The 23,457-nt window shown below is 33.2% G+C and carries 13 protein-coding genes and 1 pseudogene; 3 read left to right on the forward strand and 11 right to left on the reverse strand.

Translation table 11 applies throughout. The features are described 5' to 3' along the window. Window positions 1-229: 229 nt before the first annotated feature. Complete coding sequence (locus RG22_RS12300; protein WP_034043689.1) at window positions 230-1,600, forward strand: Gfo/Idh/MocA family protein; 1,371 nt, start codon at window positions 230-232, stop codon at window positions 1,598-1,600. 380 nt (window positions 1,601-1,980) lie between these two features. Next, window positions 1,981-3,306, forward strand: a complete 1,326-nt coding sequence (locus RG22_RS12305; RefSeq protein WP_034043691.1) for a hypothetical protein — start codon at window positions 1,981-1,983, stop codon at window positions 3,304-3,306. 207 nt (window positions 3,307-3,513) lie between these two features. Here RG22_RS12305 and RG22_RS12310 read toward each other — a convergent pair. The 7 genes and pseudogenes from RG22_RS12310 to RG22_RS12340 form a co-directional block, all read right to left on the reverse strand. Next, a pseudogene (locus RG22_RS12310) lies at window positions 3,514-3,866 on the reverse strand (transposase); the annotation flags it as partial. A gap of 338 nt (window positions 3,867-4,204) precedes the next feature. Further along, a complete protein-coding gene (locus RG22_RS12315; protein ID WP_034043693.1) occupies window positions 4,205-7,423 on the reverse strand; it encodes a glycoside hydrolase family 2 in 3,219 nt (1,072 codons plus the stop codon). 6 nt (window positions 7,424-7,429) lie between these two features. Next, the gene (locus tag RG22_RS12320; RefSeq protein ID WP_034043697.1) at window positions 7,430-9,838 is read right to left on the reverse strand and encodes a glycoside hydrolase family 95 protein; all 2,409 of its coding nucleotides are present in this window, start codon (window positions 9,836-9,838) and stop codon (window positions 7,430-7,432) included. Window position 9,839: 1 nt separating this feature from the next. Further along, window positions 9,840-13,166: a tetratricopeptide repeat protein gene (locus RG22_RS12325; protein ID WP_034043699.1), complete on the reverse strand. Its 3,327-nt coding sequence runs from the start codon at window positions 13,164-13,166 to the stop codon at window positions 9,840-9,842. Window positions 13,167-13,174: 8 nt separating this feature from the next. Continuing rightward, a complete protein-coding gene (locus RG22_RS12330) occupies window positions 13,175-16,036 on the reverse strand; it encodes a sugar-binding domain-containing protein (RefSeq protein ID WP_034043701.1) in 2,862 nt (953 codons plus the stop codon). Between the two features lie 95 nt (window positions 16,037-16,131). Beyond that, complete coding sequence (locus RG22_RS12335; RefSeq protein WP_162183649.1) at window positions 16,132-17,604, reverse strand: sulfatase family protein; 1,473 nt, start codon at window positions 17,602-17,604, stop codon at window positions 16,132-16,134. A gap of 19 nt (window positions 17,605-17,623) precedes the next feature. Then, the gene (locus RG22_RS12340) at window positions 17,624-19,036 is read right to left on the reverse strand and encodes a sugar porter family MFS transporter (RefSeq protein ID WP_034043704.1); all 1,413 of its coding nucleotides are present in this window, start codon (window positions 19,034-19,036) and stop codon (window positions 17,624-17,626) included. 127 nt (window positions 19,037-19,163) lie between these two features. On the opposite strand from RG22_RS12340, the gene RG22_RS12345 reads away from it, so the two are divergent. Continuing rightward, window positions 19,164-20,039, forward strand: a complete 876-nt coding sequence (locus RG22_RS12345; RefSeq protein ID WP_034043706.1) for an AraC family transcriptional regulator — start codon at window positions 19,164-19,166, stop codon at window positions 20,037-20,039. 213 nt (window positions 20,040-20,252) lie between these two features. On the opposite strand, the gene RG22_RS12350 is transcribed toward RG22_RS12345, so the two are convergent. The 4 genes from RG22_RS12350 to RG22_RS12365 all read right to left on the reverse strand — a co-directional run bounded on the left by RG22_RS12350 (window position 20,253) and on the right by RG22_RS12365 (window position 23,455). Beyond that, complete coding sequence (locus RG22_RS12350) at window positions 20,253-20,897, reverse strand: O-methyltransferase (protein WP_034043708.1); 645 nt, start codon at window positions 20,895-20,897, stop codon at window positions 20,253-20,255. Continuing rightward, a complete protein-coding gene (locus tag RG22_RS12355; RefSeq protein WP_034043711.1) occupies window positions 20,898-21,980 on the reverse strand; it encodes an amidohydrolase family protein in 1,083 nt (360 codons plus the stop codon). After that, on the reverse strand, window positions 21,980-22,516 hold the full coding sequence (locus RG22_RS12360) for a 3-hydroxyanthranilate 3,4-dioxygenase (RefSeq protein ID WP_034043714.1): 537 nt from the start codon (window positions 22,514-22,516) through the stop codon (window positions 21,980-21,982). Before RG22_RS12360 ends, RG22_RS12355 begins: the two co-directional genes overlap by 1 nt. 156 nt (window positions 22,517-22,672) lie before the next feature. After that, window positions 22,673-23,455, reverse strand: a complete 783-nt coding sequence (locus tag RG22_RS12365; RefSeq protein WP_034043717.1) for an SDR family oxidoreductase — start codon at window positions 23,453-23,455, stop codon at window positions 22,673-22,675. Between the last annotated feature and the right edge of the window lie 2 nt (window positions 23,456-23,457).

Consider the following 23,457-nt stretch of genomic DNA (forward strand, 5'->3'; position numbering starts at 1 on the left):
TATTAAGTTTTTTAAAGCGCTTTTTTTTAAAAAATAAATCCTTCTAACCATCTTAATACAATGCCGTATAAAATCAAAATATGAGTTTGGTTAATGGTTTGGTATCATTCATAAAAGTATACTTTTTCGTCAAATCTTAACGAATGACTATTAAGGCTACCTTTTTTGATTAAACCTATATATCTCCATTCTAGAAGGTTTTTGCAAATTTGTTAGCAAATACTTAATTATGAAAGGAAATTCTAGACGCAATTTTGTTAAAAAAACAGCACTAGCTGGCGCAGGCGTATCGATTATGCCAAATTTATCATTTGGTTCAAATTTTGGTTTAAGCCAAGACAAGTTAAAAATAGCTTTTATAGGAGTAGGCTTACGAGGAACAAATCATTTAAATAATGCATTACAAAGAAAAGATTTAGAGATTACTGCAATTTGCGATGTAGATTCTAATCGTATAAAAATAGCTTTAGATAAAATTAGCAAAGCCGGATTTACAAAGCCAAAAGTTTTCGGCAACTCAGATTACGATTATAGAAACTTATTAGATTTAAAAGATGTTGATGCCGTTATTATTTCAACACCTTGGTTATGGCATACAAGAATGGCAGTAGATGCTATGAAAGCAGGGAAGTATACAGGTTTAGAAGTATCTGCAGCAAATACACTTGAAGAATGTTGGGATTTGGTAAATACGCATGAAGAAACAGGCTCTCATTTAATGATTTTAGAGAACGTAAATTACCGACGCGATGTACTAGCTGTATTAAATATGGTAAAACAAAATGTTTTTGGCGAGTTGTTGCATTTTACTTGTGGTTACCAACATGATTTAAGAGGTGTTAAATTTAACGATGGAAAATCAGCTTATGGCAAAGGTGTTGAGTTTGGCGAACAAGGAATTTCAGAATCAGCTTGGAGAACACAACATTCATTATTAAGAAATGCAGACGTATACCCAACACATGGTTTAGGACCAGTAGCGGTTATGGCTGATGTAAATAGAGGAAATCGGTTTGTATCTTTAACCTCACATGCTACCAAAGCTATAGGCTTAAATAAATATATTGTTGACAATGGAGGGAAAGATCATCCAAACGCAAAATTAAAATGGAAACAAGGAGACATTATAACCTCGACCATAGAAACGTCTAACGGAGAAACTATTATTGTTACACATAATGTAAATACACCACACCCATACTCTTTAGGCTTTAAAGTTCAAGGAGTTCAAGGGCTTACCGATTTTGATTATCACACACAACGTATTCATGTTGAAGGTACAACAAAAGGCCATGGATGGGAAGCAATGGATGCTTGGTTTGAAAAATACGATCATCCACTATGGAAAAAGTATGGAGCCAGTGCCACAGAAGCAGGTCATGGAGGTATAGATTTTTTTGTTTTAAATGCTTTTGTAGAGTCTGCCAAGGAGAATATAGCACCCCCTATGGATGCCTATGATGCTGCAGCTTGGAGTGCAGTTACACCACTATCAGAATTATCTATAGAAAACAATGGCGAGCCACAAGATTTTCCAGACTTTACCAGAGGTAACTGGATAAAGCGTAAACCTTATAACTGGATGAAAGAAACATATTAGTTATATAAAATTATAATAACAGATTTATAAAGTATAAATAAATTTTTATTTGAGTTAGTTTTTTTTGAATATGAAAGGATGGATTTGTTTAATTCATCCTTTCTATATTCAATATCAAATAAAATCTTTTATTATTAGGAAACCTTTACGGATTAGAAGTTGAAATCTCTCGAAATGATGGCAGTTATGGTTCGTTACTACAGGGAATTCAAATTCGGATTTTAATTTCATTGATAATCACGAAACAAACTCATGGGTTAATGACGATGTTAAAGACCGTAGCCTTTATTAAAATAGGAAAGTATAAGGCCATTTTATTAGTGAGGAATAATGATAAGATGTCATTAATCAAAATATATTAAAAAATTAAAACATAAAAAATGAGAGTAAGTTTAATAAAGAATAAAATCATTTTATTGGCAGTTTTACTTGGGCAGACGCTTTGTCTAGCACAAAATCAAAATGATATCATAAAACCAACACGTACAGAAGTTATTGTGCCTATAAGAAAAACCTCATTTAATAATAATGGGGAATGTAAAGAACGTAAACAGGGTGGAAACCCAAGAAAAGTTGCTGGTTATTTTGCTTTTGATGGCTCTATGGATGGTAACAGGCAAGTAGATCCGCAAATAGCTGTTGGTGGCGGTTATATTTTACATGGAACAAATTCTGGGCTTATTATTTATGATAAAAAAGGAAATTTTATTGAAGGAGTTTCTCAATCGTGTTTTAATAAAGGGATAGATCCTAAATTATTTTTCGATCCTCACAACAAAGTATTTGGATTTGATTTATGGAACCCATGGGATGATGAAAAGAAAAAACCAGTAAACATTTCAATTTCTGAAACAAGTGACCCTACTGGTGCGTGGAATACGTACCCTGTGCCAGCACCAAACGGTTATGATGGCGGAGGTAATGGTTACAGTAAAAAATGGATTGGGTACTCATTTCCTGGTGGCACCGAAAAAACATTTGTTATGAAAATGGAGGAAGTTATAACAGGAAAACCAGCTACAGTTTATCATTTTTCTGGTAGTTTAGGACATCCTGTAAATAATCAAGATAATATAGATGATTTGTACTTTTTTGAGCTAACAAACACCGAGTTTATTATTAAACGTGTTGTGACTTCAGAAGATGGTTCTCCTGTTTGTGAATTGGTGGGTAAAAAACCACACGGATTACAACACGTTGATTGGCCACCACAATCACCTCAAAAAAATACAGATCAATTGACTTCTTCTGGAGATAGAAACCCTAAAAATTTAGTTTTTCAAAATGGAGATATCTGGTTTTCTCAAACCGTAAATGTTGAAGGTCGTGCTGGGGTACAATGGCATCAGGTAAAAACGGACGGAACTATTGTGCAAACGGGTTTAATTAGTAGTAAAACCTCTAACTATATTCAAACAACAATAGCGGTTAATAAGAAAAATGATGTTCTTGTTGGTTTTCAAGAAACAAATGAAAATATGTATATTAGTCCACGTTTAGCATTTAGAAAAGCAAAAGACCCAAAGGGAACATTACGAGATATTGTAAGCTTAGGTGAAGGGAAAGGTTTTACTGATGGCGTATCATGGGGAGATTATAGTGGAACTATTATAGATGGAGATAACCTTAAAGACTTGTGGACTATTCAAAGTATAACGGACAAAGAAGGAAAAGGAGACACAGTTATAGTTAAAGTTCCATTTTAAAAAATTACTATAAAACCTTTTAGGAAGTACTAATTCTCGTTGTTAACCTCATACAATGAGAAGGCAATAAACAATTTTATTAAAGATAGGATAGTTCCAAAATAGATAACATAGAGTTCCACAAAGAATCATAAAATAATGATATATAACTTCAGAAAATACTCATTAAATCTGCTATGCTTCTTTTAGTATTTTTATGTTTTGTCATGCGATAATGTCATCGGTTATTTTATCTTGTGATACGTGATATAGTAGATGTAGAAATATTAAAATCATATACTTCACGAACCTGCTCTTCTATATCCGAATTGCTCATACCCTTTGTATATAGGCTGTGATAATGACATTCTCTTACCCATCCCATATTGGTGCGTTTAGGGACTAACATCGGGTTAAAAGAAGCATCTCTGTCTCTGGGAACTTTAATATTAATCTCTCCCATAAAGGTTTTTGCGGTTTTTGCCTTTTTTGAGGTGCAGCCATTGCGCGATCTTGAATTGCTGGAAGGTTGGTTTTTTATAATCCAAGTGGGCATCTAGCTCACCCTCAAGCATCTTTTTTTAATAAGTTTTGTTTTAGAATAAACAGATTTCAAAGTAAATCAACAATCTAATAACGAAAATGGTGCAAGGAGATAAAATATGTTACAAAGAATTAATAAGTAACTAACTACTGACCTCTAAATTTAAAATTAATAAAAAAAATATCAAGGGTTGTAACCCTCAATGTTTTTAAACTTTACACACTTGGTGAGATACTACCTAATTTCTAAATAGAGCATACAATAAATGAACCCTTGAATACCTAATGATGGTGCTCAAGGGTTATTGTTTAATTGGTTTCGAAACCTAGTTAGTGATACCTATTTTTATATTGTTGTTTTACAAATTATTAATATTTACTCTTTACTTAGGACTATTTTCGAGATCATTAAATTACCTCCTTTAGATGCGTTAGTTTTTAAAATTAATTTCCCGTCGTTACTATCTTCTCGCATCACATGAAATTTCACCCATTTCCCTTCTTTACCATCATGTTTACCCAGTTTTAATTTTCGCCCTTCAAATTCTAAGAACCCTTCTCTTTCTTTATTATTCCAATCATTGAATTGAACATAAAAGGATCCTAAAATACCACTAGGACAACTAATCTCAATGGTCATGTTTTCACCATGCCACGCAGTTACATTATTATCTTTCCATACTCCTTCGGCTTTAACTTTGTATTTAGTTTTTTCTGATACTATAATTTCATCTAACTCATTAGACCAGGGCTTACTCGTTTCATTTTCTAGTAATTTTTCTCCTGCATTTACATTAAGAATTGCATTTTTAAAATCACTATTAGTACTTACTTTTTCTGCTCGTGGTATAAGAGGGAATAGATTTCTTAAAAAAACGAGGTCTACTTTTTGAGTGGGAGCAAAACTATTTGTTTTCATGTATTCTGTTAAACTATATTTTAACTGTTTTGCTACTATATTTTTTTCATTATTAATATCAAATCCGCTGACTAATAATTTCCCTTTACCTACTTTGAATTCAAAAATGGCACCTTCTTTGTTGTTGCGATGAAAATCATCTACCACTTGTGCTATAGGCTTATAATTAGTGGGTAAACTATTTAAAATAAAACCTTTGGTTGTATTCTTAAAAGTTTCCCACTGCCAATCGCTGTGAAAAGAAGTCGGGAAATGATTAAAAGCAGGGTGCTTATCTTTCAATAGCATACCAATACTGGTTTTGCCTTGGCCTGGAAAAAAGGTTAAAGACCAATATAAAGGATAAAAATTAACAGTGGTACTGTTTTCATCGTTGCCTAAATTATTAGCAATTAATAATACGCTTGCTCCATTTTCTATAGCTAATAGGGTTTCATCATTTAATTCTTCAGTTACTAAAATGGTGTCATTATCTTTTACAGGCAGGTCAGTTGGATAAACCCAAATGTTCCATTCATTCTTATAAGGTGTGCCTTTTAACTGTAGTGACACAGTTAGTTGTTCTGCTTTGTTTATATTACTTAATGGGAAAGTTATATTTCCTAGATCTTCTAATGTGCTAATAGAAATATTTTTTACTGACCATGTTTCACTTTTTAAAATATCTCCTTTAGAAGATTGAATAGTCATTGCTATTTCTCCATTTTTAATTTCTGAATTTCCATGATGTGATAATTGTGCCTTTGCTTGAAAAGTTTCATCATTAGACCAAATAAATTTTTTCATTCGCAGTAGCGGAACAGTTTCATCAAAATGTTGTTTGAACTTTTCTGGTGTTGTAATGCCTTTGCTGTCCCAATGTGCATCTAGCCAGCCTATTAGTGCTTCTCCTTGGCCTTGATAATCTTGAATACTCAGCAATTGCACACCTGCACAACTTTTAGTTCTTAAAAAAGATTCGGTTTCATATTTATACATGATTTGGTTTAAAGCACCAGATGCCATTTTAAAATCTTCATCCTGATCAACAATACCATTTTTTTCGGCAACAGCTTTAAATTCTTCAAAATTTCTAGCTTTTAAAACACCTGTGTATTTGTCTATCTCTTTCCAAGACGGGTACACTGGCCATTGACCAATTTCATGGGCGATAATTGGAATATTCATTCGACTATATACTTCCTCAAAATCCCAATCGGTATGAGGGCCGTTTAGTCCTCTCGTGCGTCCTATATTTGGAATATAATGCGTTACCATATAATCATCTACGTCCATAATTTTTCTGGCTGTGGATGTAGCATATAATATTCTAGAATCTTTCTTTTTAAGATCTGCGATCCATTTTTGCATGACGTCAAAGTCTGCATTACCAAGTTCGTTACCAATGCAAAACATGGTAAAAGATGGGTTGTTGCCATAAAAATCGACAACTCGATTCATTTCAGCTATAGCAAACTTATCTCTCTCTGGGTCTTTCCCTAAGCCTTTAGGATGTCCCTTAGTGTCCATTTCTGGACGTCCTCTTTTTATCATATCCTCACTCATCCACCAATCTATCCAAATTGATGCTTCTGCTTGAATATATATTCCCATTCTATTGGCAGCTTTAAAAGCAGCTTCTGGTGGACACCAAGTATGAAAACGTACATGGTTTAAACCGTAATCTTTATATATTTTAAAAATACGCATCCAATCTTCAACTTTTGTAGAAGGGTAACCAGTTAAAGGAAAATGGACACAATCTAAATTTCCTCTTAAAAAAACAGGCTGACCATTAACAGTTACTTTAGTACCGTCGTGAGAAAATTGAACGAACCCAAATTCGGTTTGATGAGTATCCTTACTTTTTCTGGTTTTTAATGTAATGTTAAGGTTATAAACACAAGGGTTAAATTCAGACCATTTTTTTAACTTGCCATGCAAATCTAAAACAACTTCTTTAGTGTTTTTTCCATGCTCTAATTGATTAGTAACCTTGGTTTGGTAAGCTATTGAATTTGATTCTAACTCAATGATTTCTATGGAAATTTCAGCCTTTTCTTTTAAAGCAGCTTCTATTTGTAATTCAATTTTTAACTGATCTTTATCTATTAGTGAAAATGTACGAACGGATTCTATATGGGTTGGGTCTTTGGCTTGTAATTCCATTTTCCCAACAATACCATTCCAAATACTCTGTGTATATTCACCATAAGCATGACCTTTATCACCAATATTATGAATCATATCATTATTAACACGAATGGAAAGTTTATGTTTTCCAGGTTTTAACTTTCCTAGATTATGAATATGTGGTGTTCCTAAAGCATCTTGAGTAGTCAATTTTTTGCCATCAATAAAAATTTGAGATTCCCATAAAACACGTTCTAAGAAAACGGTAATGTCTTTATGTTTCCATTTTTTAGGAATTTCAATGTCTCTTTCGTAATAAGCAACCCCAACATATTTGTGAGTTGGAGTTAAAACACCAAAATCAGATCCTACAGTTTTTTCACCATAGCCAGCTTCAGTAAGTGTTCCAGGTAAATTAATTTCTAAATAATTTTGCTCTTTTATTCCTTCTTCTTTAGCATCTAATTGCACATTCCACTTGCCATTTAAAGGAATTGTTTTTTGTGCACTTAATGGAGTTATATATAGTAAAAGGATACATGCTGTTATAAAATAGTATTTCATTTTCTTTTAAATATTAGTGTTAGGATTAAATAGGTATGTTTCCTCTGGGCTTATAGAAACTGTTTTTTTAGTTTCTTTGTATTTTATTTTTATTTCTCCTCCCAAAGTTGTGTATATGTGTGCATTAACGAGTAGACCGTTTTTCCATTTAAGGTCTACAGTATAGCCGCCACGTGCTTTCAGTCCTTTTATTTCTCCTGTTGGCCAGTCTTCAGGCAAGGCAGGAAGCAAATGAATAACACCAGCATGACTTTGAAGTAGCATTTCTGCAATACCAGCTGTAGCTCCAAAATTAGCATCCATTTGAAAAGGGGGGTGTAGCCCGAATAGGTTTGGAGAGGTACTTTTAAGTAATACAGTATTTAAACTTTCCTTTGCTTTTCTTGCTTCTTGCAACCTTGCATATTGACTGATGAGCCATGCGGCGCTCCAACCAGTATGCCCGCCTCCATTTGCAATTCTATGGTCTAATGATTTTTTTGCTGCATGGGCTAATTTTGGGGTGTCTTCCATATTAATCTGCGCACCTGGATGTAAAGCAAATAAATGAGAAATATGACGATGTCCAGGTTCTATTTCTGGGAATTCTTCAGCCCATTCCATCAAACGACCATCTAATCCAATTTTTGAAAGGGCTAAGTTTCCTTTGGCTTTATTGACTTTTTCTATAAAAGGAGTTTTTAAATTCAGTTCATTTGATGCTTTAAGGAAATCGTCGAATAATTGCCATATGACTTGTTGGTCATGAGTAGGTCCCATACTAATTTGACTTCGACTTCCATCTGGAGCCATAAATGTATTTTCTGGAGAGACAGCTGGACCCGAAACTAATTTTCCTGTTTTAGGGTTGGAAACTAACCAATCCATATAAAATAAAACGGATTCTTTTAATACAGGATACATTCTTTTTAAAAAAGAGGTGTCTTTGGTAAATAAATAGTGTTCGTAGATATGAGAACTAATCCATGCACCACCACCAGTATGCATTCCCCAAGAGGCAAGCTCTCCTGGTGAAGTATAGCCCCATATATTAGTTATTGGATGTACTACCCAACCGCGATTATTATATTGAACAGATGCTGTTTTTTTTCCTGGGGGAACAATGGATTCGATTAAATCGAATAGGGGCAAATGCATTTCTGATAAATTTGTAATCTCAGCTGGCCAATAATTCATTTCTACATTAACATCTGTATGGTAATCTCCGTTCCAAGGTGTTTGAATTTTATTGGCCCAAATTCCTTGTAAATTTGCAGGTAATGTGCCTGGTCTTGAAGATGAAATTAAGAGATAACGACCATATTGGAAAATCAATTCTACCAAATGTCGATCTGACTTGGAGTGTTTAAAATCTCTTATTCGCTTATCTGTTGCTATAGTATCAACACCATTTGGTGTAATGTCAAATGCTACACGCTGAAAGTATTTTTGATATTCTTTTTTATGAGATGTAATTAGTTCGTTGAAATTTTTATCAATTGCTTTTTCAAGGTTTTTGTCTGTGATGTTTTTAAAATCTCGTCCTTTGTAATTAGGATGTTTCAATACGTAATCTGTAGAAGCTGTTAAGTAAAGCGTTACCTCATCTGCATTTTCTACGATAAGATTTTCATTTTTATATCTAATAGTTCCATTTTTTGCTACCGCTTTTAATCTAGCCATATATTCCAATCCGTCGCCCCCTTTTCCGTTAGGAAGTGCTCCAGACATAACCAATTGGTTGTTTTTAATATAGGTGCTAAAATGTTCTGGTCGGTTCATTGTTGAAGTAAATGAAATTTTACCAGATTTATCTGCTGTAAATCGAGCAACCATTACTTGGTCAGTATTACTGACAAAGATTTCTCGTTTGTAATTTACGCCCTCTTGTTTGTATTTGATGCGTACAACAGCATCGTCAAGATCAAGTTCTTTATGGTAATTTTCATATGGAGCGTGTTTCCCATTATCAATCCATAAATCTCCTAAAGTTTGAAAACAACCAAATGGGACTTTTGCACCATTTCCATGACCAGAACCTACACCTTTTGCTATTTGAGTTTTATTTGTTAGTTGGGTTGCTTCTTTATACTTTCCTTCAAACAATAAATTTCTTATAGTTTCCAAATTTTTGTGTGCATCTGGATTGTCATTCTCATTAGGGCTTCCTGACCACATGCTTTCCTCATTAAGTTGTATGCGTTCAAGGTTTACGTCACCAAAAACCATTAAGCCTAAAGAGCCATTTCCTAAAGGCAGTGCTTTGAGCCACTCAGGGTCATCTTTCCATCCATTTGGATCGTCAGCGACAGTAGCTAGTGCAGGATGATTATACCATAATTTTAAATTACTTTTTTCTATTTTATTCTCCGAATAGTTACAAGATATAATTAGTAAAATAAAAATTAAGAAATTGACTTTTATCAAAAATTTCATTTTAAATAGTTTTAATTTTTTGTTTATAACTTATATTAAAGTCTGTTTCTAGTAACATTTTCTGATGAAGTAAAGCTCCTTGATGACTAGCATCTAATTTTAATAGGGTTTCAAATTCTATAGCAGCCTTTTTAGGGTTAGTTTCTGCAAAAGATCCCAAAGCTATTAAATAGCGACAATGAATTTCGTTTCTTTTGTTTAAATCATCATTCCATATTAATAAATCGGGTAGTGATACAGCAAAATAATCGATTTTGATAGTATCTGAAAGATGAGCTTTACCATAGTTTTTTAAATTATCAAATCGGGCAATTGCTTCTTTTTCTATCCCAAGTTTTAAAAGAGCTAGACCTTGATAAAATATTTTATCTGGTTGTTGATCGTTATAAAAAATAGCTGCCGATGGTTCTGATAAACCCTCAGCGGCTTTACACCAATAAATTTCAGCATAACTTTTTTCTCCTAAACCATCATAAGCACAACCTAACCAATAATTAATGTCATTTTCTTGTGTGCCTTCCAATTTGCCTTCTCCTAGATTACTAGGATACTTTTCAGTTTTTTTAAGAATCTCTATGGCTTTTGTGTATTCTTTTTTAGAAATAGCAATTTTTGCTAATTCTGTAAGCGCATATAAATACTGGCCTGTTACTTTTCCTTCACCGCCTTCCCAAGGATGAAATTGTCGATTCATGAGCATTTCTATACTCTTTGAATACTCTCCAAGTTGATTGTACAGCGTGCATTTTTCTAAATATAGATCATCTCTAAAATCAACTAAGTTTGGATACTTATTGAATAAATCGAGCCGCTTTTGTATATCGTGATTTAGCCTTTTGTATAACTGATCCAACTCCATAAATATTCTAGCGTCAGTAGTATCTAATGCAAAGGCTGTTTCTAATTCTGATAGTGCTCTTTGTTTATCATCTAGTTTATTAAAATAAGCCAGTGCTAAATTTCTGCGTACTGTTGGAAAATTAGGATTAATATCTCGAGAAGATTCCCAACACGTAATAGCTTCGGTATATTGTTTTTTATCATACCATAAATTTCCTAAATGATAATAAGCTTTGGCATCATTTGGATTTAATGCAATAGCAGATTTTAAAGCGGCAATAGCTTCAAGTCTATAAGCAAAACATCCGCTAGGGTTTCTATCTTTATGTAATTGTAAGGCGACTGATTTATTTCCTCTCTGGACTTCAAACCATGCTAGAAAATAGAATGCTATAGGGTTTTTATCATTAGAAATAAGACCTTGATTAAGTAGTAAAATGGCTTCATCAAAAAGTCCTGCATTGGCATAGTCTAATGAAAACTCAATATAGTTATTAATGTCATTCCGCATCAAACCTTGTAATTGTTTAAGATAGGTTTGATTGTTACTAATAAGGTACTTTTCAAATAGGGCTCCAAAATTAAACTTATCGATAGCTAAACTATCTTCAATTAATTTTTCTGCTAATTCCTTTTGCTCCGTTTTTCGTAATAATGCAATTTTTAAAGCTCTAGCTTTGTGATTATGCCAGTTTCTAAGTAATGATTTCTCAATAAGTTCTAGGGCTGAAGATAAATTGCCTTGTAATGTTGCTATTTCTGCTAAATGAAAATAGGCGGCATCTTGCCATGCGGCATTCCATGCAGATTTATAAAAAGCCTTGTAAGCGTCATCGTATTTTTCTTGATATTTTAACGATTGTCCTAAATTGTAATAAGGCTCACCATCATAAGGATTTGGATTTCTTTCGGTTAGCGTTTCTATGGCTTTCCTAAAATAAACTTCTGCTTGTTTAAATTGCCCTTGTCTTAATAGCAAAAGCCCCATTGCATTATTGCATCTTACATCACTAGGCTCTCTTTTTAAAGCTTCAATATAATAATCTTTTGGATTATAGGTAGCGTGTCTGTATTGCTCAAGATGTAGACCTCTTAAAAAAAGTTGTTCTATGCTATCAATGTCTTCAGGAGATTTTGCTGCCTTTGCAGGCTCTGGCATTTGCTTATTTGATGTGCCTTTTGGTTGGTAACTAACTAATACATTTCCTGCTGAATCTTCTAATGTAAGTTTATAATTGGTTATTGGAATTGATGTGTCAATTTTAATGTTCTTTCCAAATGCTTTTTTAGGAGAAGCATCTACGATCTCTTCAAGAAATACAATACCTTTTGCTTCTAATTTAATTTTTGCGTTGGGGTATATGCCTAAGGTATAAAACTTAACTATGGCATTTTCGTTTTCAAAGTCTAAATTCAATAATGCTTCTTTAGTAGCATTTTTAACAACTCCTAAATTGCTATATGGCATAAAATACTGCGAGAATGTTTTTTCTTCAAAAGGGTGCATCCAAGAAAAATCGGGTTGATTATCGGTATATACACCACACATTAACTCAATATATGGGCCATCTTCGTCTGTTAAATTTTTATCCCAAGCCTTTCCGAATTCACCATTACCCCATGTCCATTGCTTTTTACCTGGAGATACATTATTATCGGCAACATGTAGCAATCCACCTTGACTATCATTCTCAAAGCCTCCAACAAAATTATAATCACTATTAATAGCCATATATGAAGTTGGAACAGGAATGTTTTTATAACGTGAAATGTCGGTGCCAGGAGAATAATCTTTTTTGTAATAAGTTCCAGTTGCAATAGGAAAATCGGATACATCTCGTTTTCCATGATCAAAAACGGCGTGTACGTCTGGAGGAAAAACAGATTGATAATCGTCGTTAACTTTTACAGCTGGATTTGCCCACCATAAAAAGGTTTGTGGTTGAGGGGTTCGGTTAAATAATTTTACTTTAATTTCCATATAGGCCTTATCTGGATATAATGTAAACCCAGTCATACCTTTTGTTCGGAACATGCGTTCTACTTCACTACACCAAACGGTCTTACTTCCATCTGGATTTTCTTCAATATCAAAATCCACGGGGCTGTAGGTCGATGGTCTGTGGTGTTGTGGCCAGTTAAACTCAATACCACCTGATATCCAAGGTCCAGTTAATCCAACTAAGGCAGGTTTAATAACCTGATTATAATATACAAAATGACGTGCTTTGGTTTTGTCGTAAGCCATTTGTACGCGTCCACCCAATTCTGGTAAAATCATTATTTTAATAAAGTCATTCTCCAAATAAACGGCTTGCCATTCTTTATTTATTTTAGTATCACTAATTTTTTCAATAACAGGATGTGGATATACTTTTCCTGAGCTTCCTTGGTACACTCTGTTTTCCAGAAAAACGGGATTTTTCTCAGGTTCTCCTATTTCATAAGTTGGTATGACAACTTTTTCTTTCCAAACGTTTACTTTCATGTTTTTATTTAATTGAAAATATTATTTATTTCATCAATTGTTAACCCTGTAGTGGGGTTAAACTGATTGCTATTTGCGTATTTTTGAAGACTATATAGCAGTTGTTTTGCTTCTGGTCTGTTTTCTTGATTATTTAATAAGTCAATGCCAGAAACAATCAATTTCCCTTTTCCTACATTAACCTCAAAAACTAAAGCCAAACGTCTATTAGTTACCCAATCGTCGATAACGCGAACTATTGGTTTTAATTCTGGTGAAAAACTATCTAGAATTATTGCGTTCGAGTGACTCATAGCATCCCACCACTGCCAATTAGAATGGTACTCGGTTGGGAATTCTTCTAACGCTTTATGTTTGGGGTCACATAAAATACCCAAAGTATGTGGTTTTTGCCCGCCCGTCCATGCTGTATTCCAAAAAATACTAGAAAAACCTACTCCAATATTTCCTCCAAATTCTGACTTCAAGCTTCCTTTTTTTAAACTTAGAATTACCTTTCCTCCATTTTTAATAAATTTTTTGGTTTCATTATTTAATGATGAAACAAGGCGAATCTCTCCTTCTTGATGACTTATTTTGTTGGTAGAAGGGTATACCCAAAAATCCCATGTGTTTTTATATGTATTTAGTTGTACTTCAAGAGTTAGTTTCTGAGGTACACTTATTTTATTTAAACCTATATTTATTCTTCCTAGTGATTGACCATTTCCAATTTGAACGTTTGTTACAGAAAGATTCCCTTCATATATCTGAGTTCCCTGTGTATCAATAATTCGCCATTTAGGAGTCACATTTTCAATTTCATTTTTTCCAAAATGAGCAACTTCAATATCAGCTATAAAAGATTCTGAATTTATAAAAATATGTTTTTCAAGGCGTGCCAAAGGAACTGTAGTATTACAAAACTGACTAAACTCTTCTGGACTTATATATCCTTTCTCTTCCCAAAAGGGATCAAGTACACCAACCAAAGCTGTTCCTTGTCCTGGAAAATCATGTAAATCGAGCAGTTGAAAACCACCAAATCCTTTTGTTCTAAGAGCAGCTTCAATCTCTGCTTTATAACATAGTGCCTGTAACTTGCCTGATGCCATTAAAAATTGCTCTGATAAATCACTCATGTGATTTTCACCAAGGGTCTCTTGAAAAATTTCAAAATTTTTTGCTTTCAAAACACCTGTATATTTATCAATTTCTTTAAAGTTAGGGTACACACACCATTGACCAATTTCATGACTTACCACAGGTTTAGTATATTGATTGATTTTTTTGCCCCAATCATAATTGCTTTTTGGCGCTTCAGAATTGATAATACTTTTTAATTCTTGCCCCCAACCTTGAATTCGAGGTGAAGGTGAGTTGTGATAATCACTTTCTTCTATAAGTGGCCAACCTGCTCCACTTGTATACACACGACGTAAATCTTTTGCTTTCCAATGCTTAATGAAATCACCAAGGTATTTGGCTTGGTTCTTTCCTGCTGGCTCATTTCCATAAGCCATTAAACAAAAAGAAGGATGGTTTCCATAGGCTTTTACTATGGCTTCACTTTCATTATAAATCCATAGATCAATTGGGTTTCCATCTCCAATAGACGCCCCTTGATTTGCCCAACTCGAACTTTCTACTTGAAGGTATACACCTGTTCTATCGGCAGCTATAAATGCAGCTTTAGGAGGGCACCAAGAATGAAAACGAATATGATTTAATCCATGACTTTTTATGACTTTACAGATACGAGTCCATTCAGCTATATTCATCGCAGGATAACCCGTTTTTGGAAAAATTGCAGACTCCAAAGTTCCTCTAAGAAAAATGGGACGTCCATTTATAGAGAACTGTGTTCCATTTACCTTAAAATCGCGCATTCCGAATTGTATATTTTGACGATCTTCTCCAGTAACAGATTTCAAAGTGACTTCCATATCATAAAGGTTTGGATGAAATTCATCCCAAAGTAATTGATCTTTTCCCATTGGATAATCAAACTCAACTTTATTATTACCAGATTTCAAGCTAAATGACTTTATTAATCTTTTAGGATTATGAGTTTGAGTTCCGTTTAAACTTTTTGCTAATAGTTCTAGACTTACATCTGAGGTCAAATTTTCTTTGTTTTTAATAGACAGTTTCACCACTACTTTTTGGCTTTTGATATTTGGAAAAACTTGAACATTCAGAAGTTGTATCTTTGGTTTTGCTTTTAGGTAAATATCTCCTACAATCCCATTCCAGTTGGATTGTGTATGGTCTGTAATACTGTGAGAATTTGGGCCTGGATTAATTTCCTTTACCCGATTATCAACAAAAATTGAAATACGATGTTTACCAGGAGTCAAATATTTAGACAACTCATATTCATGGGCTGTTCCTAAATAATTCTGCGTTCCTGCATAATGGTCATCTATCCATACTTTTGTTTCCCAATGACAGCGCTCCAAATACAAACTTATTTCTTGATTTTTCCAATTTTCAGGTATAATAATTTCTTTTTGATACCACGCTACACCGTAATATTTTTTTAAGGGTTGAAGCCAAAAAGGAATTTTAACATTACCTATTTTTCTATACTTTTTGTATTTATCGTCAATATACCATGCTCTATTGTGAACTTCACCTGTCCAGTGTGTTTTAACAGAAATATCTTCGCCTTTTCCATTCTCAACCATAGATCCTGGTAGTATAATAGTATCTTCAAATTTCTGATTAAACCATTTGTTTTCAACACCATGATTTAATGAATCTATTTTAAATTGCCATGTACCAGACAAATCCAGTTCATTAACTTTGTTCGTTTTACAATTTGAAACGCTAATAATAAGTATTGTTAGCATCACAAATTTAATTACGGATTTAACTTTATTAAGCATCTTTTTTTGTGTTTTAAATATTGTATAAATTATTGAATTAAATTCATCCTTATTTTTAGAAAGATTAAATGTTTTATTTATATTTTTTCATTTTACTAATTTATTGCATCAATGTTTGTTCTCCAGGCTTTATAAATATGAGTTAGCTCTTTGACTTTTTCTGCTTCTTGTAATGCAAGGTTATTTTTCTCTCCTGGATCCATTTCCAAATTGAAAAGATATGTACCAGCGTTTAAATCAATACTTCTAAATTTATTATCTTTTTTTACGATGTGAAGTTTCCAATTACCCTGTCTAACTGCCCATTCATTGCCAGTGTCCCAAACTAACTCTTGATGTAATTCTTGGATTGGATTTTGTATCCATGGCAATAAATTTTTACCATCAAAGGAAATAGAATCTTGAATTTTTGATCCGCTAGCAGCTAACACTGTTGGCATAATGTCCATATGTGAAATAGCTTGATGTATTACTTGGTTTTTTTTAATCTTTTCAGGCCAACTCATGGCAAAAGGTGTACGGATTCCACCTTCTGTAAGTATATATTTATGACCATTAAGCTCTCCATTATTGGCATATGTATTTTGAGACCCTCCATTATCAGAAATAAAAATGACTAAAGTGTTTTCCCACTTTCCAGATTTTTTTAAGGCACTTATTACTTTCCCAATATTATCATCTAAGCAAGCCAAATTAGCCAAATACCTTTTCCTTCCATCTGGGTCTGTTTCTCCCATCCAACAAGTTCTAGCATGATAATCTAAAAAACTTTCCTTTTCGGGTTCCCAATCTGGGAATTTCTCTATTCCAAATTTTTTGAGGTATTTATCAGGTGCTTGATAAATTGGATGGTGTACGGCATTAAAAGACAGTTCCATAAAAAATGGTCGTTCATCTTTTTTGTTAATTTGATTTACGGCTTCATCACCAAATATATTTGTAAGATACCCATCAAAATCTTTCTTTTCCCTATTCACCCATAAAGGCCCATATTGTGACATTCGGTCGTCATCTGGATCTGTTGCAATACGATCACTTTTCATCAATTTGAAATAATCGTGCCTGTGGGCGCAAAACCCCATAAATTCTTCATAACCATGATTTAAAGGAAACTCTCTTAATGACAATGGCTGCTTAATTTTAATATTGTTATCAAGAATGTCTGAATAATGTGTTTTACCTACTTTTACACACCTATAACCTTCCTCCTTAAGTAATTCTGGTATAGTCGCAATAGTTTTAGGAAAAATATTTCCCTCATAATAAAATGTTCCCCAACGCTCTTGGTATTTACCTGTAATAATTCCAGCTCTTGAAGCATTACAAACAGGTGCAGTTGCATAGGCATTGGTAAAGCGAAGACCATTATTTGCAATTTCATCCATGCTAGGCGTACTCACATCATCAGCTCCCCCATAAGCGCTAAAATCAGCATAGCCTTGATCATCTGTAATAATGAGTAATATATTAGGCTTTTGTTGGGGTAATATATTCGGTTTGTAGTACATTTTATTAGTACAACTTGTAACAATAAGTCCTAAAAAAAGTAACCCTATGTACTTATCCATTCTCTTTATTTTTATCATTTTATTTCTGGTAGGCGTTCTTGCCAATTATTTTTTTTTCAATATCCTCTAAGGATTTACCTTTTGTTTCTGGTAATTTTTTATAGATGAACATAAAACCTGCAACTGATATTAGTCCATACAACCAAAATGTTCCTGATGCTCCGAAAAAGTGATTTAATATTGGAAATGTGTAGGTTAGTATAAAACATGCTAGCCATAATGCTATGGTGGCAACTGCCATGGCTGCACCTCTAATTCTATTTGGGAATATTTCTGAAAGAACTACCCAAGTAACTGGTGCTAGAGACATGGCATAACAAGCAATAGCTGAAATAACCAAGATTAATAAAGGCCATCCGTTAATTTCAAAAAAGTATGCTGTTCCCATTAAGGCATAAATACCTGCTAGTCCACCAGCGCCCATAAGCATTAAAGCACGGCGTCCCCAACGATCTACAGTAAAAATAGCCACAAACGTAAATATTAAATTTACACTACCAGTAATTACGATATTAAAAAGAATATCAGAAACACCGTATCCTGCCGAAGAAAAAATTTCTTCAGCATAATTAAATATTACATTTATGCCACACCATTGTTGAAATACTGCTATAACGATTCCAATAAGTAACACCTTTTTTAAACCTGGTTTAAATAACGCGCTAAGATTAACTTTTTCAGGATTTCCTAATGTATTTTCTTGAATTTTATCAATTTCTACTTGAGCATAATTTTGGCCTCCTATTTTTGTAAGGATAGACAATGCCTTATTTTCATTTCCATTTTTTGCGAGCCATCTTGGGCTTTCTGGAACAAAAAACATGAGCGTAAAAAAGAGTCCTGCTGGTATGATTTCTATCCAAAACATCCAACGCCATCCAGTTTGTCCATTCCATGAGTTTAATATTTCAATATCAGTAGCATTCACAGGAACAGGTTCTGCTAATTGCCAATTTACTAACTGAGCAGCAAGTATACCTATGACTATGGTTAATTGGTTTAAAGAAACAAATTTACCTCGAACCGAACTTGGAGAAATTTCGGCAATATACATAGGAGAGAGGTTAGATGCTAACCCTATACCAATACCTCCAATAATGCGATATAAAATAAAAATAGTGAAACTGTTTGTGGCACCAGTGCCAATTGCAGAAAGTATAAATAGAAAAGCCGCTAAAATTAATAGTTTTTTTCTACCATATTTATCGCTAAGGAGCCCAGAAAAAATAGCACCTAATAAGCAGCCTACCAAAGCACAACTCATTGCCCAACCTTGTAAAGAAGGTGAGTTGGAAATGTCAAAAAACTTTTCGTAAAAAGGTTTCGCGCCACCTATAACTACCCAGTCATAACCAAACAAAAGACCTCCCATGGCAGTGACTAGAGAAATACTAATTAAAAAACGATAATTAAATGAGCTTGTTTTGTCCATGCCTTTTTTAGATTATTGATTAATAAGATAATCATTGTTACAAACATAAATTTTATTCCTTTTAAAATAAATAGAGAATAGTTTTATTAAACTGGATTATCTTATTATTTTAGTATCTTTATGAGGTATGAGAAAAAGAGAAGGCTTTAAAGAAGAGAAATCTATTATTTTACCTAAAGGAATTCTTAAGGAATTAAATGAGAATGCGCTTATTAATTCCTTAATGGTTACTGATATTGGTTATTATTTTAAAGCTAAAAACCACTATAGAAAGAGAAAGGGGAGCTTTCAACATATTTTAATATATTGTGTAGATGGTGAAGGGTGGGTAGAAATAGACAATAAAAATCAGATCGTTAAAAAAAATGAGTATATAATTATATCAGCACTTACTCCTCACAAATATGGTGCTAACAATCAAAACCCATGGAGTATTTATTGGATTCATTTTACCGGTAAGAAATCACATATTTTTGTAAATCGCCCAAATGAAAAAATTGAAATAGATTTATCGGAAAACTCTCGGTTTAGAGATAGAATTTTGCTTTTTGAAGAGATTTATAATAACCTTGAAATGGGGTATAGTAAAGATAATTTAGAATATGCCAACATTTGCTTATGGCATATGTTGGGGTCTTTGAGGTATTTATCTCAATTCAGAAAAGTTAAAGAAATAAGTTCTTCTGATAGGGTTACTAAAAGTATAGTATATATGAGAGAACATTTAAATAAGAAGCTAAGCTTAAAAATTTTGGCAGATCATGTGGAACTTTCTGTGTCTCAATATTGTTCATTATTTAAAAAGAAAACATCTAGGTCGCCCTTAGATTATTTAACACATTTAAAGATACAAAAAGCTTGTAGTCTTTTAGATTTTAGTGATTTAAAGATAAATTATATAGCCAATCAAGTAGGGTATTCAGACCCTTTTTATTTTACAAGAGTTTTTTCTAAGATTATGGGGAAATCTCCTAAAGCTTATAGGAATTTAAAGAAAGGTTAAGGTTTATTATGTTTTTTTGATAATTTAAAATATTCAATACATGTGATACAATAATCTCATTTTCAAATTAAAAAATATCTATTTCTATTTATGGTATTTACAGATTATTCCAAAAATAGACATAATCAATAATTATAATACTAAAACTTTTGTGCTTTATTGCTTACAATAAGGAAGTAAAATAGAAAGCTTTATTATATCATTAATTCTGATTTACAATTTCCTGCTAATTGTTAATCCGTCTCTAATTGGTAAAACCACTGTTTCAACACGTTTATCATTTTTTAAAAGTGCATTAAATGCAATTAAAGCAGGCGTAGAAGTATCTTCTTTTTTAAAAGTAGTATCTAAAACTTTACCACTCCAAAGTACATTATCAGATAAGATGATACCACCAGTATTTAGCTTATCAATTATAGCATTAAAGTAATTGGAGTAGTTTTCTTTATCGGCATCAATAAAAACTAAATCAAAAGTTTTATCAAGTTTCGGAATAATTTCTAAAGCATCACCTAAATGCTGAAATATTTGATTTTTATAATCAGATTTATCAAAATATTTTTGAGAAAAATCTTGTAACTCTTCATTTATATCTATAGTATGAAGTTCTCCGTTAACTTGCATGCCTTCAGCTAAACACAACGTGGAATATCCTGTATATGTCCCAATTTCTAATATGTTTTTTGGATTTACTAATTTAGAAATCATGCTCAACACACGACCTTGATAATGCCCACTAAGCATCCGTGGTTGTAATATTTTTTGATAGGTTTCTCTATTAAGTTGCTGTAATAATTCAGGTTCATTTTCAGAGTGAGCAACTACATAGTTATCTATGTCTTCTGGTATAAAATGCATTTAAGAAAGAATTTTATTAATAAGATTGGTTTTGGCAATTTCATCATCTCCAAATACCCAACGAAGTACATTATCTTCCCAAATATCATCGTATTGTTTTTGGTTAATAATGTTTCTATCAATAGCTAAGTCTAATAATTTTCCTGGGTACGAAGATTGCGCATCGCTTTCCATTTCGCCTAACGGATAAGGGTCATCTAATCCCATAATAACTTGATTCGAACCTTGACGATCAATCATTAATTTCAAAGAATCCGTATCGTGTACTAACGTGTCAAAATAAATATTTGGATGTCCAACAGCTTTTCTTGGATGATGCTTGCCTTCAAATAAATCGGGTCTGCCATCAAACCCTTGAATGCGTCTTCCTAAATTCATTTGAGCTAATTGACCACCATGGGCAAAACACGTTCTAATATTTGGGAAACGTTCTTGCATACCATTTAAAGTGTAAAAATGATAGGCATCACCACATTGAGCAAGCATCCAAATAAGGTGAAAACGCCACGCCGTATTTTCTAAATTAATCATTTTATCACCATCATATGGGTGTATTTCAATCGCTAATTTATATTTATTAGCCATTTCAAAAATATCATCATTTTCTTTGTCAAAAACAGATCGCCATTGCCCAATAGAATCCATAAAATGCGTTGGCAAACACAAAACCTTCATGTTTAATTGTTCAACACAACGCTCTATTTCCCACAATGCTCCATGAATAAAACCAGGATGTACTACAAAACCACAGGTAAATTTATCTGGATTATCGTGTTGTATTTTTGCATTGAAATCATTTTGAAATCGTAATGCTTTTTTCATTTCCTCTAATCGTAATCCATTACCGTAAAGCTGAGAAAGATTTAAAACAACAGCATGGTCAAGTTTGTTTCTTTCCATCCATTCTAACTTTTCATCTAGAAAAAAACTAGAATGTGTAACAGGTCTTCTCCATCCTTTTTGTAACATGTGTTTGCGCTCATCATCTACCCAAAATATTTCTTTTTCCTTCATAAATTGAGGAATCTGCTCAGGATAAGGAAGCAAATGCGAATGCCCGTTAATACGAAGTTTTCGTTTCATTAATCTTCTAATTTAACTTTTTTAGGTGGTTGCATCACTTCGCCACAGTTTGGGCAAGAACGCTTGTTTTTATCACTATAATAATTATCAAAAATTTTAGGCATATCTGTTTCAATATTATCTAGCGTAAAATCTTCTTCATATAATTTAGTTGTACAATTATCGCAAAACCATAGCAATGCATCTTGCACGCCTTTTTCTCTAGGATATTCAATAACTAAACCTACGGTATTTGCTGGACGTTGTGGAGAATGAGGTACTTTTGGTGGTAGTAAAAAAATATCACCTTCTTTAATATGAATGTCCTTTGGCGTGCCTTTATCAATAATTTTTAAAACTATATCACCTTCAACTTGATAGAAAAATTCTGGGGTTTCGTTGTAATGATAATCTTTTCTGCTATTAGGCCCACCAACCACCATAACAATAAAATCGCCATCTTTCCAAACCACTTTATTACCCACAGGTGGTTTTAGTAAATGTCTGTTTTCATCAATCCAAGCTTTAAAATTTATTGGCGGATATACTTTACTCATAATGTTTTTATGTTTTGGACGTGCCCTTTCAGGTCAGGCTTTCCGCTATATCCTTTGCAAAAAAGCAAAAGGATGCCACTTCAATCCTTCACGCAGAATTTACGTTAAAGTTAATAATTACTTTTCAATTAATAAGATATCAAATTAAGTTTGACGCTAAAGGCTTTTTGTACGTCCACCATCTACTGGAACGTTAATTCCGTTAACATAACTTGCAGCTTCACTAGCTAAAAAAGTGATAACATTTGCGGTTTCTTCAGGTTTTGCAAAACGTTTAGCAGGTGTGTAGTTTTTCATTATTTCTGCCATGTCTTCAACACTTCTTTCTTCCTGGGTTGCTTTAATTTTAATAATTTCATTTAGACGCTCAGTTTCGGTAAACCCAGGTAATACATTGTTTACAGTAATGCCAAAAGCACCAACTTCTATAGATAATGTCTTACTCCAATTACCAACAGCACCTCTAATGGTATTGCTCACGCCCAAACCAGGGATAGGTTCTTTAACCGATGTGGAAATGATATTTACAATTCTTCCAAAACCAACTTCTTTCATAAACGGAATAGTAGCTTGTGCTAATACATGGTTACATTTTAAATGTTGAGTAAATGCATTATCAAACTCCTCAAGAGCTGCTGTTAAAATAGGGCCACTTCGCGGGCCGCCCGTATTGTTTATAACGATGTGAAATCCATGATTTTTCTCTATAAATTTAATGACTTGTTCTTGCAAATCTCTAGGATTAGAAAAATCTGCAACGATGTAACTATGGTTTCTGTGTTCTGGTAATTCAGCTAAAACAGCTTTTAGTTTTTCTCTGTTTCTTGCTACTAAGGTTACATTTACACCTTCGGCAGCTAAAGCCATAGCAGTTGCTTTTCCTATGCCTTGTGTGCTTCCGCAAACTAAGGCGTTTTTGTTGTTTAAGTTAAGGTTCATAT

Source organism: Wocania ichthyoenteri Th78, assembly GCF_000789235.1.
Classification (GTDB): Bacteria; Bacteroidota; Bacteroidia; order Flavobacteriales; family Flavobacteriaceae; genus Wocania_A; species Wocania_A ichthyoenteri.

Coding starts and splice junctions, on each gene's coding strand:
- RG22_RS12330 (WP_034043701.1), bottom strand. CDS start 16,036: ATGCTTAATAAAGTTAAATCCGTAATTAAATTTGTGATGCTAACAATA.
- RG22_RS12335 (WP_162183649.1), bottom strand. CDS start 17,604: ATGGATAAGTACATAGGGTTACTTTTTTTAGGACTTATTGTTACAAGT.
- RG22_RS12300 (WP_034043689.1), top strand. CDS start 230: ATGAAAGGAAATTCTAGACGCAATTTTGTTAAAAAAACAGCACTAGCT.
- RG22_RS12325 (WP_034043699.1), bottom strand. CDS start 13,166: ATGAAAGTAAACGTTTGGAAAGAAAAAGTTGTCATACCAACTTATGAA.
- RG22_RS12365 (WP_034043717.1), bottom strand. CDS start 23,455: ATGAACCTTAACTTAAACAACAAAAACGCCTTAGTTTGCGGAAGCACA.
- RG22_RS12315 (WP_034043693.1), bottom strand. CDS start 7,423: ATGAAATACTATTTTATAACAGCATGTATCCTTTTACTATATATAACT.
- RG22_RS12320 (WP_034043697.1), bottom strand. CDS start 9,838: ATGAAATTTTTGATAAAAGTCAATTTCTTAATTTTTATTTTACTAATT.
- RG22_RS12360 (WP_034043714.1), bottom strand. CDS start 22,516: ATGAGTAAAGTATATCCGCCAATAAATTTTAAAGCTTGGATTGATGAA.
- RG22_RS12305 (WP_034043691.1), top strand. CDS start 1,981: ATGAGAGTAAGTTTAATAAAGAATAAAATCATTTTATTGGCAGTTTTA.
- RG22_RS12350 (WP_034043708.1), bottom strand. CDS start 20,897: ATGCATTTTATACCAGAAGACATAGATAACTATGTAGTTGCTCACTCT.
- RG22_RS12345 (WP_034043706.1), top strand. CDS start 19,164: ATGAGAAAAAGAGAAGGCTTTAAAGAAGAGAAATCTATTATTTTACCT.
- RG22_RS12340 (WP_034043704.1), bottom strand. CDS start 19,036: ATGGACAAAACAAGCTCATTTAATTATCGTTTTTTAATTAGTATTTCT.
- RG22_RS12355 (WP_034043711.1), bottom strand. CDS start 21,980: ATGAAACGAAAACTTCGTATTAACGGGCATTCGCATTTGCTTCCTTAT.